Origin of the sequence: Phreatobacter sp. (assembly GCF_051860605.1) — a bacterium.
Classification (GTDB): domain Bacteria; phylum Pseudomonadota; class Alphaproteobacteria; order Rhizobiales; family Phreatobacteraceae; genus Phreatobacter.
This window is the reverse complement of the sequence record NZ_JBHYDR010000009.1, coordinates 77,537-93,441: the sequence shown is the minus strand read 5'-3', so window position 1 is coordinate 93,441 and position 15,905 is coordinate 77,537. Positions and strand designations below refer to the sequence as shown.

The 15,905-nt window shown below is 64.6% G+C and carries 11 protein-coding genes; 7 read left to right on the top strand and 4 right to left on the bottom strand.

The annotated features are described in order from the left end of the window. Position 1 precedes the first annotated feature (1 nt). The 4 genes from ACTIFS_RS16005 to ybaL form a co-directional block, all read right to left on the bottom strand. Positions 2 to 1,387 carry a serine hydrolase domain-containing protein gene (locus ACTIFS_RS16005; protein WP_439575119.1) on the bottom strand — a complete coding sequence of 462 codons (1,386 nt, stop codon included), beginning with the start codon at positions 1,385 to 1,387 and terminating at the stop codon, positions 2 to 4. A gap of 93 nt (positions 1,388 to 1,480) precedes the next feature. Next, on the bottom strand, positions 1,481 to 3,064 hold the full coding sequence (locus tag ACTIFS_RS16000; RefSeq protein ID WP_439575118.1) for an anti-phage dCTP deaminase: 1,584 nt from the start codon (positions 3,062 to 3,064) through the stop codon (positions 1,481 to 1,483). A 359-nt stretch (positions 3,065 to 3,423) separates the two neighbouring features. Then, positions 3,424 to 4,584: a M20 aminoacylase family protein gene (locus ACTIFS_RS15995; RefSeq protein WP_439575117.1), complete on the bottom strand. Its 1,161-nt coding sequence runs from the start codon at positions 4,582 to 4,584 to the stop codon at positions 3,424 to 3,426. A gap of 107 nt (positions 4,585 to 4,691) precedes the next feature. Beyond that, entirely contained in the window at positions 4,692 to 6,527 is a 1,836-nt protein-coding gene (gene ybaL, locus ACTIFS_RS15990; RefSeq protein ID WP_439575116.1) for a YbaL family putative K(+) efflux transporter, read from the bottom strand. A gap of 549 nt (positions 6,528 to 7,076) precedes the next feature. Between ybaL and ACTIFS_RS15985 the strand changes: the two genes are divergently transcribed. The 7 genes from ACTIFS_RS15985 to ACTIFS_RS15955 all read left to right on the top strand — a co-directional run bounded on the left by ACTIFS_RS15985 (position 7,077) and on the right by ACTIFS_RS15955 (position 15,861). Further along, the gene (locus ACTIFS_RS15985; RefSeq protein WP_439575115.1) at positions 7,077 to 8,501 is read left to right on the top strand and encodes a porin; all 1,425 of its coding nucleotides are present in this window, start codon (positions 7,077 to 7,079) and stop codon (positions 8,499 to 8,501) included. A gap of 86 nt (positions 8,502 to 8,587) precedes the next feature. Continuing rightward, positions 8,588 to 10,360 (top strand): OmpA family protein, encoded by a 1,773-nt coding sequence (locus ACTIFS_RS15980; RefSeq protein ID WP_439575114.1) that lies wholly within the window; start codon positions 8,588 to 8,590, stop codon positions 10,358 to 10,360. A gap of 158 nt (positions 10,361 to 10,518) precedes the next feature. Beyond that, complete coding sequence (aspS, locus tag ACTIFS_RS15975; RefSeq protein ID WP_439575113.1) at positions 10,519 to 12,399, top strand: aspartate--tRNA ligase; 1,881 nt, start codon at positions 10,519 to 10,521, stop codon at positions 12,397 to 12,399. A gap of 4 nt (positions 12,400 to 12,403) precedes the next feature. Beyond that, the gene (locus ACTIFS_RS15970; protein WP_439575112.1) at positions 12,404 to 13,285 is read left to right on the top strand and encodes an alpha/beta fold hydrolase; all 882 of its coding nucleotides are present in this window, start codon (positions 12,404 to 12,406) and stop codon (positions 13,283 to 13,285) included. Between the two features lie 78 nt (positions 13,286 to 13,363). Then, positions 13,364 to 13,894 carry a CDP-alcohol phosphatidyltransferase family protein gene (locus ACTIFS_RS15965; protein ID WP_439575235.1) on the top strand — a complete coding sequence of 177 codons (531 nt, stop codon included), beginning with the start codon at positions 13,364 to 13,366 and terminating at the stop codon, positions 13,892 to 13,894. Positions 13,895 to 14,064: 170 nt separating this feature from the next. After that, positions 14,065 to 15,156 (top strand): AI-2E family transporter, encoded by a 1,092-nt coding sequence (locus ACTIFS_RS15960; RefSeq protein ID WP_439575111.1) that lies wholly within the window; start codon positions 14,065 to 14,067, stop codon positions 15,154 to 15,156. Positions 15,157 to 15,159: 3 nt separating this feature from the next. Further along, positions 15,160 to 15,861: a chromosomal replication initiator DnaA gene (locus ACTIFS_RS15955; RefSeq protein WP_439575110.1), complete on the top strand. Its 702-nt coding sequence runs from the start codon at positions 15,160 to 15,162 to the stop codon at positions 15,859 to 15,861. Positions 15,862 to 15,905 lie beyond the last annotated feature (44 nt).

Here is a 15,905-nt window from a genome sequence, read left to right as displayed (position 1 = left end):
GTTACGCCTCGTAGGTCGCGATCAACTCCTCGGCGAAGCTGGCCTCGTCGATGAAGGTCGTGCCGCCCAGCGTGACGGCGGTGATGTCGCCGCCCGCATCGCGGACGAGCCGTGCCGGCTCGCCGGGGCTGGCAAAGCCGGGTGCGCGCGCGATCACCCCGCTGTCCGGGCCGTCGAGCGCGATCTCGAAGGTCTCGAAGAAGGGCGGCAGCACCGCCGGGTTCATGGCGAGGACCTTGTCGCCCACGGGCACGAAATCGACCGCGTTCCACAGCATCCAGCGCCGCCCGGCCCATTCGGCCGCCTGGCTGGAGGGGGCACCGCCCGCCGCGTGCGTCTTCAGGATGTGGACGATGCCATCTACCCAGGTATGGGCCGGCCCGTCGATGGCGTTGACCAGCACGGACACGGTAAGGTCCTGCCCGGGCAGCACGGCCGTGCGCGACAGCGTGCCCTGAAAGCTGCCGGAATGACCGAAATAGTCCCAGCCGGCCACCGTGCCGCTGATCGTGCCGAGCCCGTAATAGCGCTCGACCGGGGTCTCCTGGTCGCGCCAGTGGCGGCGCGACAGGTCGCGACGGCTGGCCGGCGAGAGCAGGACGGTTTCGGCGGCCGGCGAGAGCTGCGCGAAGAAGCGGGCCAGATCGGCCGCCGTCGTCGTGAAGCCGGCTGCCGCGGCCACGCCGTTGGTCGGATTGTCGCCGGGAAAGACAAGGCGACGACCGAGTGGCAGGCGGGTGGAATGACCCGATGCGAGCGTGCCCTCCGTCAGCCAGGCGGTATCGGAGACCGTTTCGGTGAGGCCGGCAGCCGCGACCACCTCGCGCGTGATCCAGTCGTGGTAGGTCTCGCCGGTGACGGCCTCGATGACCATTCCGAGCAGGGCATAGCCGTGGTTCGAATATTTGAACCGGGACCCCGATGGGATCGGCGGCGGCTCGGCGAGTTCCGCGCGCACCTCTTCGGCGGACAGGAAACTGCGCCGGCTGGCGAACTGGCCGCTGTCACGGCCATCGCGCGTCAGGCCGGCACTGTGCGACAGCAACTGGCCAAGGGTTACCGAGGCCGCCTCGGGGTGCAGGCCCTGAACGAAGCTGCCGGCCGCATCGTCCAGACGCAGGAGACCGCGCTCCTTCAGTTTCAGAATGCCGACGGCCGTGAAGGTCTTGGAATGGGAGGCGGCGCGAAAGCGGTGGCGGGGGGAGAGAGGCTCGCCGGTCACGAGATTCGCGACGCCGAAGGCCTCCTCCAGCACGACCTCGCCCCTGTGGGCGATGGCGATGGAGCAGCCCGGCTGGTCGGCGTGCTGGACCTGAAAGTCGATCCAGCGTGGTACATAGGCGAGCGCGGCGTCGAGCCAGTCGGGAAGGGTGGTCGTGTCATGCATGGCGGTCGGTCCTAGTGAGGGCGGCGGACCATCGCACGGCGGAGGGAGGAGAGGGAATGGGCGGCAGCGTCAAGTAAAAAACGACACATCGGCCTAACCGGTATTCTCTCCATTGGAACTGATGGTGTTTAACCATGCAGGTAAAGTCATTTGTCTATTTTTAAATTCATCGACAAGAGCTAGAAGGTATCCGTGCTCAATTTTGATATAATCTGTATTGTAAATTTCAATCAAAGGCAATGGTGACCCATCTTGCCACTCGGATGCTTTGCCATTTTCATCTTTCCGTTTTGATTTTTCAAAGAAATCTCTGTATCTAAATGGAGCGATTCCCACAAGTGGCTCGAATACTATCTTGCCGTCAATATATTCAGATGATCTAGAAAGGGAAATTTCCTTGGAATACAATTCCGTGGCGTAGATTTTAGGGTATGGCTCGATGTATACAACCTTCCGTATTCCTGATGAAAGAATATGTTTGGCGCAGAGATGGCAAGGAAATGTTGTACAATAGAGGGTCGTGTTCTCAAGTGGAATTCCACATCTAGCGGCATCGGTAATTGCATTCATTTCTGCATGCAATATGCGCCCATATTCTATTATTTCCATCATCAATAGAGATTTATCTAATTTAATACCGTGATCGGATTTGACCTTTTTCAGAAAATCTCTCGGCGCCAGATTTGCCAATTTTTTATCAACATAACCAATTTCCGCCAATTGCGACAGAACATCGCTCAACAAGCGTAGTTTGAATTTTTCGTTTGTATCTTCACCGCCGATGAATTCTCTATTGTCGCCATCATCATTTTCCCAGAATGTACCTCCTTTCGGACTCGGCACCTCATTGCACCCCAGAACCTTCACCTCGCCTCGGCGATTAAAGATAGCGGCGCCAACTTGCCTTGAAAGGTCCACTGATCGAAGTGAGGCGGATTTTGCAATGTACATTCCATATTCGTCGCGAGATGGAGAGTGAAAATTGTAGCCAAATATAATCTTTAGGAAGCGATCCATAGTTTGCCGGATCGATTCGGCAGAAGTGGCATCAATAAAAACATCTGCGAGTGGGAATACGTCGCGAAGCCTCTGACCGTAGTCTAGCGAGCCTTCATTCTCGTCGCGGTTGATAAGCGATAGTGCATCGCGCTCAAAGTCGCTCTGCCGCGTCTTAGCCTTGTCGAAATCACGCATTTTCTGTGCAAGCCGCGATCGGCGAGGGGCTGGATCTGCATAAGCTGATATCTGGAAAACCTGCTTCCCATAGATCTGCCGTAGAAGTTGAATTTCTTCGGGCCGCTTGAGTTGACGGATCACATAAGCAGTGCCTCGCGCTCCGCTTTGAGGCACTGGACCTGCGATTTTCTGGTTTGCGCCCCGTCGTTCATCAATTCGTATCATGGCGAGTTTTGCCATAAGCGCGGGGTCTTGAAATTTCTCGCGATACGCATTGGCGCCGTCAATTAGATCGGCGTATCTTTGACTTAATGAGTCGTGCTGCCGTGCGTGCATTCCATCAATTGATTTAAGTATATCTGTGATGTGAATTACATCTACATCATATTGATAATAGGATAGTTGCATTTCAAGTTTTGATGCAACCTCCTCAAGATTTACACCAATTGGCCCCACAAGCCCAAAAAAGAGTTCTGGTCGACTTATTTTTGTTTGTGTCACAGAATTTTTTCTCTCGTTATTCTTTTTGCCGAAACTATAGGCGTGACTGCGCGTTTACCTGATGGTAATGTGATTCCAACGAGTCATAAAATGTCAAGAGGAGCTGGACGATGAGCAACATGGACCGCAACTGGTTGGCAGAGCGTATGGCAGCGATCGTTTCAGTGCCCGTTTCAACGACTAATGTTGTAGTTTCGAACGTTAACGTCACCGAAGTGCGATCCTACGTCCAATCAGTGCAATCTCGCGTCAATCGACAGACCGAGAGCATCGCGCGCCCCGCTCCAAATTGTCGATGAGCCTGAGATAGCTTTGATATCGGAGCCCTTTGAAATTCCCGATTGCTTGAATGACGGCCCTCAGCCAGCCGAGAGCTTTTTCTCCACCAGCCGCGCATAGAGCGTGGCCGCGAAGGGCAGGAGCGCGTCGTCGTAATTGTAGGCCGGATTGTGGACCGGCGCCGAATCGCCGTTGCCGATGTTGATATAGGCGCCCGGCACCTTCTCCAGCATGAAAGAGAAGTCCTCCGACGCCATGATCAGGTCGCGGTTGCGGTTGACGTTGTCGGGGCCGGCGATTTCCTCCGCGACCGATGCGATGAAGTCCGTCTCGGCATCGGCATTGACCAGCGGCGCGAAGATGACCCGGAAATCCATCTCGGCAGTCGCACCGAAGCCGGCCGAGATGCTGGTGGCGAGCCGCTTCATGTTGCCGCGGATGATCTCCAGCACCTCCGGCTTGAACCAGCGGGCGGTGCCGCGCAGGAACGCCTGGTTCGGAATGACGTTGTAGGCGTCGCCGCCCTCGATCCGGGTGATGGAGATGACCGCGCCGTCCACCGGCGGCACGTTGCGCGCGACGATGGACTGGATGGCCGTCGCGATATGGCAGGCGACCAGAACCGGATCGATGCCGTTCTCGGGCGCTGCGCCGTGCGAGCCGCGGCCCTCGATGCGGATGTCGAAGAAGGCGCCGCCCGCCATCATGGCGCCGGGCCGGATCGCGAACTTGCCGACCGCCAGCTTCGGGGTGTTGTGGTAGCCGAACACGGACTGGCAGGGGAACCGCTCGAACAGGCCGTCGGCGATCATGGCGGAGGCACCGCCGACCCCTTCCTCTGCCGGCTGGAAGATGAGGTTCACGGTGCCGTCGAACCGCTTCGTCTCGGCGAGGTATTTGGCCGCCCCCAGCAGGCTCGCCGTGTGGCCGTCATGGCCGCAGGCATGCATGCGGTTCTCGACCGTCGACCGATAGGCGAGCTGGGTCGTCTCCTGCATCGGCAGGGCGTCCATGTCGCAGCGCAGCCCGATGGTCCGGTCCGACGTTCCAACCTTGAGGCGGCCGACGACGCCGGTGCGGCCGATCTCCCGGTGGACCTCGTAGCCCCAGGATTGCAGCGCCTCGGCGACGATCCCGGCCGTGCGCTTCTCCTCGAAGCCGATCTCCGGATGGGCGTGGAAATCCTGCCGCCAGGCAGTCATCTCGGAGTGCAGGGTCTTGATGGCGTCGAGGATGGGCATGGCGTCAACAACCGTCTGGCATGGGGGGAGGGCACCCGGCCCGGGCGGGCACGATAGCCCCGGGCGCGGGCAAAAATCACCTGTGCCGTCCCATCGTGCGGGGTGGGTCAGATATGCGAGCCGTCGCGCACGGGCGCTGGCGCCGCAGCTTCGGCCGGTTCGGGCGGCGATCCGGGCGCGGCTTCAGACCGGTCGGGGCCTGCAGGCGGGGCGGTTCCGATGCCGGCCGTGCGGGCCACCTCCTCGATGATGCCGCGAGCGATCTCGCGCTCGCCCATGATGACGATGCCGGCTCCGAGCCCGGACAGGTGGCTCACCTCGGCGTCGGAATGCGCGCGGGCGATGATGATGAGGGCCGGATTGACCGCCTTGGCCAGCTCGATGATCCGCCCGGCCTCGAAGGCATTGGGAATGGCGACGATCAGCCGGTTCGCCGCCGCGATATTGGCGCAGTCGAGGATCGTGTCGCTCGCCGCATTGCCGGCGATCATCTCGACATGCTCCTCGCGCAGGCGCGACTGCGGGCGATCGGCATCCTCGATGACCAGAAACGGCACCGCCCGGTCGCGCAGAGCATCGCCCACCAGGCTGCCGACGCGGCCGTAGCCGACCAGCACCGTATGGTCGGTGAGCAGGGTGCGCTCCGGCGGCTCGTCCTCGTCCGGCACCGCGGCGACCGGCTGGGGAGAGGGGCCGGCCGCGGCTGTCTGCTCGCCGGCCTTCTGGTCCATGCGGCGCTTGAGCCAGCCGACGCCCGCAAAAACCAGCGGGTTGAGCATGATCGACAGGATAGCGCCGGCCAGGATCAGGTCGCGTCCCCGCTCGGGCAGAAGCTGGAGCGCCACGCCGAGCTCGGCCAGGATGAAGGAGAACTCGCCGATCTGGGCAAGGCTTGCCGCGATCGTCAGCGCGGTCGCGGCCGGGTGTCGGAAGGCGACCACGATCAGGAACGCGGCAACGGATTTGCCGATGACGATGATGAACAGCGTCGCGATCAGCGGCCAGGCGTCGACGATGATGCTGGCCGGATTGAACAGCATGCCGACCGACACGAAGAACAGCACCGAGAAGGCGTCGCGCAGCGGCAGCGATTCCTCCGCCGCCCGGTGGCTGAGCTCCGACTCGCTCATGATCATGCCGGCGAAGAAGGCGCCGAGCGCGAACGAGACGCCGAACAGCTTGGCCGCGCCGAAGGCCACGCCCAGCGCGATCGACAGCACGGCAAGACGGAACAGTTCGCGCGACCCGGTATGGGCGACGTAGTGCAGCACCCAGGGGATCAGCTTGCGGCCGAACAGCAGCATGACCGCGACGAAGCCGATCACCTTGATCATCGTCATCGCCAGGATGCCGGCAACGCCGAGGTCGAGCCATTGGACGATGGGATCCGAGGCGGTGCTGGTCTGGGCCGTGCCGCCGAGAAGGCCGGCGACGGCCGGCAACATGACCAGCGCGAGCACCATGGCAATGTCCTCGACGATCAGCCAGCCGACCGCGATGCGGCCGCGTTCGGTCTCCACGAGACGGCGCTCCTGCAACGCGCGCAGGAGAACGACCGTGGAGGCGACCGAGAGGGCAAGGCCGAACACCAGTCCTGCCCCCCAGGACCAGCCAAGCAGCCAGGCCAGCCCCATGCCGAGGCCGGTCGCCATGACGATCTGCGCCAGCGCGCCGGGGATCGCGATGGCCCGGACCGACAGCAGGTCCTTGAGCGAGAAATGCAGGCCGACGCCGAACATGAGCAGGATGACGCCCATTTCCGCCAGTTCGGTGCCCAGCTTCTGGTCGGCGACGAAGCCCGGCGTATGGGGTCCCACCATGACGCCCGCCAGCAGATAGCCCACCAGCGGCGGCAGCCTCAGGCGGTTGGCGATCGCCCCGAAGACGAAGGCCAGCCCGAGGCCCGCGACGATCGTGGCGATCAGAGGCGTGTCATGCGGCATGAAGGGGCGAACCTCGTCGTCGATTGGGTGGGTTCCGCCGCCTGCGCGGCAGAGCATGTGCAGTATGGGTTCGCACCGGCCTGTGGACAACCTGCGGGTATGGAATCACCGAGTCTCCCGGGATGTCGGGATTCGCCAGCGCCGACCGGTCGGCACGACAACCACGGGAACCCGGGCAAACCGGGTGCCGAGGCGGCGTTAAGACCGGCCGCGACTGTAGAATTCTGAAAACATGCGCAATATCAACGATCTATATCTCTTCACGGCCGCGTGAGGTTGGTTAAGAGGGCCGTGACCTTCCTGCAACACTCCCTGGCAAAGCCCCCTTTGGCCCTGTGAGAACCCGTTGTTTCCGTTGATCGGCCCGGAACCATCGGTCATGTTCACCTTGCGACGAAGGGGGGCACCCCAGTCGCACCGCCTTTCCTGGGTTCGCACGGCTCAACCCCACGGAGACAGGACAGGCGGCTCGCGGGGAATAAGGGTTCCAAAGGCAGGCCGGCTCGCTGGCAAGACCGTAAAGCCCTCAAGCTCCCTTCAGGAGAAACATTGGAGGTCTACACAATGAAGACGGTTAAGAGCCTTCTTCTCGGCACGGCGGCGGGCTTCATGGCCATCGCCGGCGCGCAGGCGGCGGATCTCCCGGGTAAGGCGGCTCCGGCCGAGTACGTTCGCATCTGCGACACGTATGGCGCTGGCTTCTTCTTCATCCCGGGCACCGACACCTGCCTTCGCATTGGCGGCAGCGTCAGCGTGAACTACGTCATCAACACCTCGCCGGGCAACGCGACCGGCCCCGGCCAGAACGGCGTTCTCGGCACCTCGTACTTCGACCAGGCCTACTCGACCAACGTGAACTTCGCGTTGAACGCCGATGCCCGTGCGAATACCGAGTACGGTCTGCTCCGCGCTTTCGGCCAGATGCGTGCCTATCGCGGCGCCTTCTCTGGCGCCTTCTCGTCGCAGGGCCTGGTCAACTCGGGTGCCGGCCAGTCGCCGCGCGCCTCGCAGCTCAACCTTGACCGCGCGTTCATCCAGTTCGCTGGCTTCACGTTCGGTTTCTCGGCTTCGTTCTTCAACTTCTACCAGGGCGACGTGCAGATGACCGGCAACTTTGCCGCCACTGCCCGCGGCACCACGGTGCTGGCCTACACGGCTTCGTTCGGATCGGGCTTCTCGGCCACGGTCTCGCTCGAAGACAACATGTACCGCCGCTATTCGAATGGCGACGTGTTCACCGCCACGGGCCTTCAGCGTCCTCTCTCGGGCGCCGGTGGCATGACCTATGCCGGCCAGCAGATCCCGGATGTCGTCGCCAACCTGCGCGTCGATCAGGGCTGGGGTTCGGTTCAGGTGATGGGTGCCCTTCACCAGCTGCGTGACTTCGGCTTTGCCGGTGCTCAGAACGCTCCGACGGCTTCCGCCGGCAGCAAGTGGGGCTGGGCCGTCGGTGCCGGTCTGCGTCTCAACCTCGACATGCTCGCCCGCGGCGACGTGCTCTGGTTGCAGGCTGTCTACTCTGACGGTGCTCTCGACTACGCTTTCGGCACTGCCAACCAGGGCGGCGACCGTCAGACCATCTCCGGCGCGGGCAACCTCGCTGGCGTGAACTCGTTCGGCTCGCAGATCCGTGACGCGGCTGTGATCGGCGGCGTCATCACGACGACGAAGGCCTGGTCGATCGCGGCCGGCTTCCGCCACTTCTGGACCCCGGCCCTGCGGTCGGCGATCTTCGGTGGTTACTCCAACATTGACCAGCCGACTCTGTCGACTCTCAACGACATTCGCTACTGGAATGTCGGTGTGAACACGATCTGGTCGCCGGTTCGTAACCTCGACCTCGGCCTGGAAGTTGTTTACCACAACATCCACTGCCGCACGCAGGCTGGTGCCAACTGCACCTTCCAGGGCGGCAATGCCCGCTCCAACGAAGGCGCCTGGGTCGGTACCTTCCGCGTGACGCGCAACTTCTGATCCGGAACCGGTCTCAGACCGGATCCGAATGCAAAGACCCCGGCGGGAAACCGCCGGGGTTCTTTTTTGTCTGAAGGTTCAGACAGTTGAACGCCCGTCCCACGTTAGCCGTAGATGTCGGCCGCTTTTCGCTGCCGCTCGAGTGTGGTCCATTCGGCCGGATCGATTCGCTTCCCGGGATTCGCGCGAACTGCGTGAAACAGGACGATGCGGTCGGAAGCCGGAGGGGCTGGATGACCGATCCGCCCGGGCTGTATCGTGCGGATGATGGAATGCGCTTGCTGCGATTGGGATTGTCGGCCACGCTGTTGATTGCGGGCCTCTTGCTGACCGGCCCTGCCTCGGCCGGGACGGCTGATCAGGGTATCACCAACCTGAATCAGTTTGTGAGGAAGTCTCCGCAAACGGTTGAATTGTCGCGTGATATTGTGATTGCTCAAGGCGCACCGACATCGATCAATTCAGGTTCACCGGACACCGCAGCGGACCCTGCCTCCGACCGGAGCCCGCCTCCGCCGCCATCCTCCTCCGCCTCTCCGGATGCCTCAGCGGCACCGACAGGCGACGGCACGGCACCGACCGGACCTGCCGGCCAACAGGCTGAGCCGTCCTCTCGATCAATCTCCGCTCCCATCGCGACTGATCCCTCAGCAGCGGGTATTCCCGCGCCTGAAGCGGCCGCTCCGGCTGCCGATGTCGCACCACCGGTCGGGCCCGCCCGCGCCGATCCCTACCGGCTCGCACTGTTCCGGTCCGGGGAGGGCGTGACGATCGAGGGGCACATGCCGTCCGAAGCCGCGCGCGAGGCGCTGGTTGCGGAAGCGCGTTCGCTGCTTGCAGGTCTCGTCGTCACCGACCTGATCGAGATCGCCAGCGGGGCGCCCGATGGCGCGGACTGGCATGCGGCCGGCCGCTTCCTCGTCCTGCAGGCGCTGCGGCTACGGCAGGGCGAACTGCGCGTGACCGGCCTCGACCTCGCCGTGCGCGGGGAGCCGGCCGATCGTACCGGGTTCGTCGCGCTGAACAATGCCCTTCGGCAGGGACCATTGCCGGGCGGGTTGCGGCTGGCATCGGCCGAGATCGCGCATCCTCGCGTGTCCCCCTATGTCTGGAGTGCTGTTCGCGCCGGCGAGGCGGTAGTGCTGCGCGGCTATGTGCCCTCCGTGGCGGAGGGCGAGGCGGTGCGGACACTGGCCGGTGTGCTGTTCGGGCAGGCCGTGGTGCAGGACGAACAGGTCGTCGCATCCGGCGCGCCCGAGGGCTTCGCCGGGGCGGTGGCTGCGGCCCTCGGCCATCTTGCACTGCTCGATCAGGGGCGGGCGGAGCTCTCCGACAAGGCTCTGGCCATATCCGGCTCCGCCTCCTCCGATGTGGCGGCCGCCGCTGCCGGGGCCGCCATCGGCGCCTCGGCGCCTTTCGGCTTCACGGTGCGTCACGCGATTGCCGCGCCGCCGCCACCTGCGCCGCCGCCTCCGGCTGCACCGCCGCCGCCCGCCGACACCTGTTCCCCGCGTATCGCCGAGGTGATGGCGGAGGGTGGCATCGTCTTCCAGTTCGGGCGGGAAACCATGCGGCCTGACAGCCTGCAGAGGCTGCGTCGCATCGCGGACATTCTCAAGGACTGCGAGCGGATCTCGTTCGTAGTGGAGGGGCACACCGATTCCGATGGCGTTGCCGCGCAGAATCGCGATCTCTCCGAACGCCGCGCGGCGGCCGTGGTCAGCGTGCTGATCCGGCAGGGGATCGCCGCCTCGCGCCTGACCGCCGAAGGCCTCGGCCAGACCCGGCCGCTGGTGCCGAACGACAGCGCCGCCAACAAGGCGCGCAACCGGCGCATCGAGTTCCGGGCCGTGCGCTAGCCGCACCGCCCACCGGCCGGAGGCGCCCATCGCCGGCGCCTTCGCGCGCGTATCATGCGCAAGCGTTTGAAGCTGGCGCAACCTTCAGCTAAACGGACGCTCTCGCCATTCGCCTTCCGGGGCGCGCGCCCCCTGCCGCGCCCTCATCCGAGGATATCATGCACCGCTACCGCACCCATACCTGCGGGGAACTCCGCGCCGCCCATGTCGGCGAGACGGTCCGGCTCTCCGGCTGGTGCCACCGCATCCGCGACCATGGCGGTATCCTGTTCGTCGACCTGCGCGACCATTACGGCATCACCCAGTGCCTGGCCGATCCGGACTCGCCCGCCTTCAAGGCGCTGGAGGCCTGCCGCGCCGAGTGGGTCATCCGTATCGACGGGCGGGTGAAGGCCCGCGACGAGGGGTTGAAGAACCCGAAGATCGACACCGGTGATGTCGAGGTGTTCATCACCGACCTCGAGGTGCTCGGCAAGGCGGACGAACTGCCGCTGCAGGTCTTTGGCGACCAGGAATATCCGGAGGAGACGCGGCTGAAATACCGCTTCCTCGACCTGCGCCGCGAGAAGCTGCACAGGAACATCATGACGCGCGGCGAGGTGGTGGACGCCATCCGCCGCCGCATGAAGGGGCAGGGCTTCTTCGAGTTCCAGACGCCGATCCTCACGGCGTCCTCGCCCGAGGGCGCGCGCGACTTTCTCGTTCCGAGCCGCATCCATCCCGGCAAGTTCTACGCCCTGCCGCAGGCCCCGCAGCAGTACAAGCAGCTCATCATGATGAGCGGCTTCGACCGCTATTTCCAGATCGCGCCGTGTTTCCGCGACGAGGACCCGCGCGCCGACCGGCTGCCGGGCGAGTTCTACCAGCTCGACCTCGAAATGAGCTTCGTCGAGCAGGAGGACGTGTTCGCGGCAGTGGAGCCTGTGATCCGCGGCGTGTTCGAGGATTTCGCCGAGGGCAAGCCGGTCACGCAAAGCTTCCCGCGCATCCCCTACGCCGAATCCATGCGCAAATATGGCTCGGACAAGCCGGACCTGCGCAATCCGCTTGTGATGCAGGACGTTTCCGAGCACTTCCGCGGGAGCGGCTTCAAGGTCTTCGCCCGCATGCTGGAGGACCCGAAGAACCAGGTCTGGGCCATTCCGGGGCCGGCCGGCGGCTCCCGCGCCTTCTGCGACCGCATGAATGGCTGGGCGCAGGGCGAGGGCCAGCCCGGCCTCGGCTACATTATGTGGCGCGAATTGTCTGCAGAGACTGCTGCGGACGGCGAAAAAATCGTCAAAGACGTCCTTGAGGCCTCCCGTGGTGCCGGTGCGGGCGATAGCGTTCGCGTCGACCCCGGAACCGTAGGCGCAGGCCCGCTCGCCAACAATATCGGTCCGGAACGCACGGAGGCGATCCGCCAGCAACTGGGCCTTGCGGCCGGCGATGCCGCCTTCTTCGTTGCTGGCGATCCCGAAAAGTTCGTGAAATTCGCGGGGCTCGCCCGCACCAAGGTCGGCGAGGAACTCAACCTCATCGACAAGGACCGGTTCGAGCTCGCCTGGATCGTCGATTTCCCCTTCTACGAGTGGAACGAGGACGAGAAGAAGGTCGATTTCTCGCACAACCCCTTCTCCATGCCGCAGGGCGGTCTGGAGGCGCTGAAGACGCAGGAGCCGCTCTCCATCAAGGCGTTTCAGTACGACATCACCTGCAACGGCTACGAGATCGCATCGGGGGGTATCCGCAACCATCGTCCCGAAGCCATGGTCAAGGCCTTCGAACTCGCCGGCTATGACGAGGCAACCGTAATCGAGCGGTTCGGCGGCATGTATCGCGCCTTCCACTACGGCGCGCCGCCCCATGGCGGCATGGCTGCGGGCGTCGACCGGATCGTCATGCTGATCTGCGGCACGCAGAACCTGCGCGAGATCTCGCTGTTCCCGATGAACCAGCGGGCCGAGGACCTGTTGATGGGCGCGCCGAACGAGGCGACGCCGAAGCAGCTCCGGGAGCTCTCCATCCGCGTCGCCGTCGACCCCAAGAAGCCGGCCTGAGGCCATGAGCGCAGGCGGTCAGGACGCTTACCAGAACGTCGCGGTCACGGCCGGCGACGGCCTGACCCTCAATGTGCGGGTCTATGGAACGCCGGTCCGCGGCCGCCTGCCGCTGCTGTGCCTTGCCGGTCTGTCGCGGAACAGCGCCGATTTCGACATGCTGGCCCGCGCCCTTTCGGCCGAACGGCAGGTGTTCGCCCCCGACTATCGGGGCCGCGGCCTGTCGGGCCGGGACCCCAACTGGCAGAACTACGCCCTGCCGGTGGAACTGCAGGACCTGCTGGCGGCCACGACCGCGCTCGGCATCGAGAAGGCCGTGTTCGTCGGCACCTCGCGCGGCGGCATCCTCACCATGCTGATGACGGCCGCCCGGCCGGGGCTGATCGGCGGGGCGGTCCTGAACGATATCGGCCCGGTCATCGACGGCACCGGCCTTGCCCGCATCAAGAGCTATCTCGGCAAGCTGCCCGAGCCTGCCAGCTGGGACGAGGCGGTGGCCCTGCTCAAGAGCATCAACAGCTCACGGTTCCCGGCCCTGTCGGAGGACGACTGGCGCCGCCATGCCGCTGCGATCTGGAACGAGCGCGGCGGGCGCCTCGAGGTCGCTTTCGACCCGGCGCTGGCGAAGACGCTGGAAGGCCTCACCTTCGATGCCGGCATGCCGACCCTCTGGCCGCAGTTCGACGGACTGGCCGAGGTCCCGACCATGGTCATCCGCGGCGAGAACTCGGACATCCTCTCGGCCGGCACGGTTTCGGCCATGACGGAGCGGCGTCCGGATCTCGATGTTCTGACCGTTGCAGGGCAGGGCCATGCACCGCTGCTGATGGACGAGGTGTCCATCGGCCGCATTGCCGCCTTCGCCAGGCGCTGCGATCCGCGCTGACCGGCTACGGCCCCTGCCTTGGCAAGCTATCGGGGCCGCTCTAGTGTCCCGATTCTCGGGCCGGGCGACTGCACCAACGTGAACATTCCCAATCTTCTCACCCTCGCGCGTATTCTGCTGGTGCCGGTTGTCGTGTGGGCCATCGCGCAGGGCCAGATGTCCATCGCCCTGGCGGCCTTCGTCGTTGCCGGCATCACCGATGCTGTGGATGGCTACATCGCCAAGCGCTTCGACCAGCAGACGGAACTTGGCGCCTATCTCGACCCATTGGCCGACAAGACGCTGATCGTCTCGATCTATGTCTCGCTGGCGATCTTCGGCTTCATCCCGCCCTGGGTGGCGATCCTCGTCGTGTCACGCGACATCATGATCGTCGGGGCCGTCGTCCTCTCGACCCTGATCGAGCGGCCGCTGACGATCCAGCCGCTGATGGTCTCGAAGGCCAATACCGTGGCCCAGATCGTCTTCGCCGCGCTGGTTCTGGCCTCCAAGGGCCTCAAGATCGACCTCGACTGGGCCATCTTCATTGCAATGTGGTCAGTCGCAGCCCTGACGCTCGCCTCGGCCGCCGCCTATCTGGTGTCCTGGACCCGGCACATGTCGGGCTGAGGGCCGTCGGGTCCTCGCGTCGCGCAGATAGGACCAAGGTCGCAGCCCCGCCCCGGCGTCATCTGGCGGTTCGGCCTTGCCAGTATGGGGACAAGTTGCGACCTTGCAGCCGCCTTGTGCCCGGCCGATGGGGGCGGGCAGGTGGTGCGAGGCGTTCGGGAGATGGGGTCGTGACCCTGCAGCGACAGGTCGGCTTCTGGATCGGCGGCGTCATCGTGCTCGCCCTGCTGCTCTATGTGCTGCGCGGCATCCTGCTGCCCTTCATTGCCGGTCTGGCGCTCGCCTATTTCCTCGACCCCGTGGTCAGCCGGCTGGAGCGCGTGCGCGTGCCGCGGGCGGTGGGGGCGCTGGTGGTGATCGGCACCTCGGTCGTCGCGCTTGTTGCAATCGCCATCGTCATGCTGCCGGTGCTGACCAACCAGCTCACGGCCTTCGTTGCCCGGTTGCCAAGCTATGTCATCCAGCTTCAGGCGCTGATCACCGAGCAGAACCGCGAATGGCTGCAGCGCATCTTCGGTGATCGGCTGCCCGACGTGTCGCGGCCCGTGACCGACCTGGTCGCCCAGTCGACCGGGTGGATCGCCGGCGTCATCCAGGGACTGTGGACCGGCGGGACGACCTTCCTCTACCTGTTCGGCATCCTGGTGATCACGCCGGTCGTGGCCTTCTATCTGCTCAAGGACTGGCCGCGGATGATGCTGAAGATCGAGTCCTGGCTGCCGCTGCACCAGAAGGAGACCATTCTCGGCCTGATGCGCGAGATGAACGTGGCCATGGCGGGCTTCGTCCGCGGGCAGGCCACGGTCTGTGTCATCCTGATGATCTACTACGGCGCGGCACTGCCGGGCGCCGGGCTCAATTTCGGGCTGCTCATCGGCATCACCACCGGCTTTCTCGCCTTCATTCCCTATGTCGGCGCCATTACCGGGCTGACTCTGGCGGTGGGCGTCGCCATCGTCCAGTTCTGGCCCGACTGGACGCTTGTCATGGTCATCCTCGGCATCTTTGCCGCCGGCATGTTCATCGAGGCCTATGTCCTCTATCCGGGTCTGGTCGGTGAATCTGTCGGCCTGCATCCCGTCTGGATCATGTTCGCGCTGTTCTCGTTTGGCGCGCTGTTCGGATTCGCCGGGCTTCTGCTCGCCGTCCCGCTCGCCGCCTCCATCGGCGTGCTTGCGCGCTTTGCCATCCGACATTATCTCGCCAGTCCTCTCTATACCGGTGCGCCGCGCCAGCATCCGGCCACGCCGCCCGAGGCCTGAACCATGCTCCCCAGCGCCTTCGGCGCCGGACCACGCCAGATGGCGCTGGATCTGGCGCTGCCCGAAAGTCATGCACGCGACGACTTCCTGGAAGCGCCCTGCAACATGGCGGCGCTGCGGCTGATCGAGTCCTGGCCGAACTGGCCCGCGCCGGTGGTTGCGCTCGTGGGGCCGCCCGGGTCGGGCAAGAGCCATCTCGGCGCCATCTGGGCGGACCTCGCCGGTGCCCGGCGCCTGTCGGCGCGCGACCTTGCCGGCACGGTGCCGGCCGATGCGCTGGCGACCGGCGCATTGCTGCTGGAGGATGCCGGCCCGAAGACCGCCGAGGTGGCGCTGTTCCACCTCATGAACAGCGCGCGCGAGGACAAGGCCTTCGTGCTGATGACCACGCGCGAGGCTCCCGTGGCCTGGGGCGCCGGTCTGAAGGACCTGGCGTCGCGGCTGAGGGCCCTCCCGGTGGTGGTCCTCGACGAGCCGGAAGACGCGCTCCTGAGGGCGGTGCTCGTCAAGCTCTTTGCCGACAGGCAGATGCTGGCCGATGCCGAAATCGTCGAGTTTCTGGCCCGGCGCATGGAGCGATCGCTGGATGCGGCGCGGCGGCTTGTCGCGGGTCTCGACCGCGAGACGCTCGAACAGGGCCGGCGCCTGACCCGTCCGCTGGCCGCCCGGGTTCTCGATCGCATTATGCAGCCGAGCCTGATCTGAGCCGGCTCTGCATGGCTGCCCCCGGGGGTCCTGTTTGACGATCG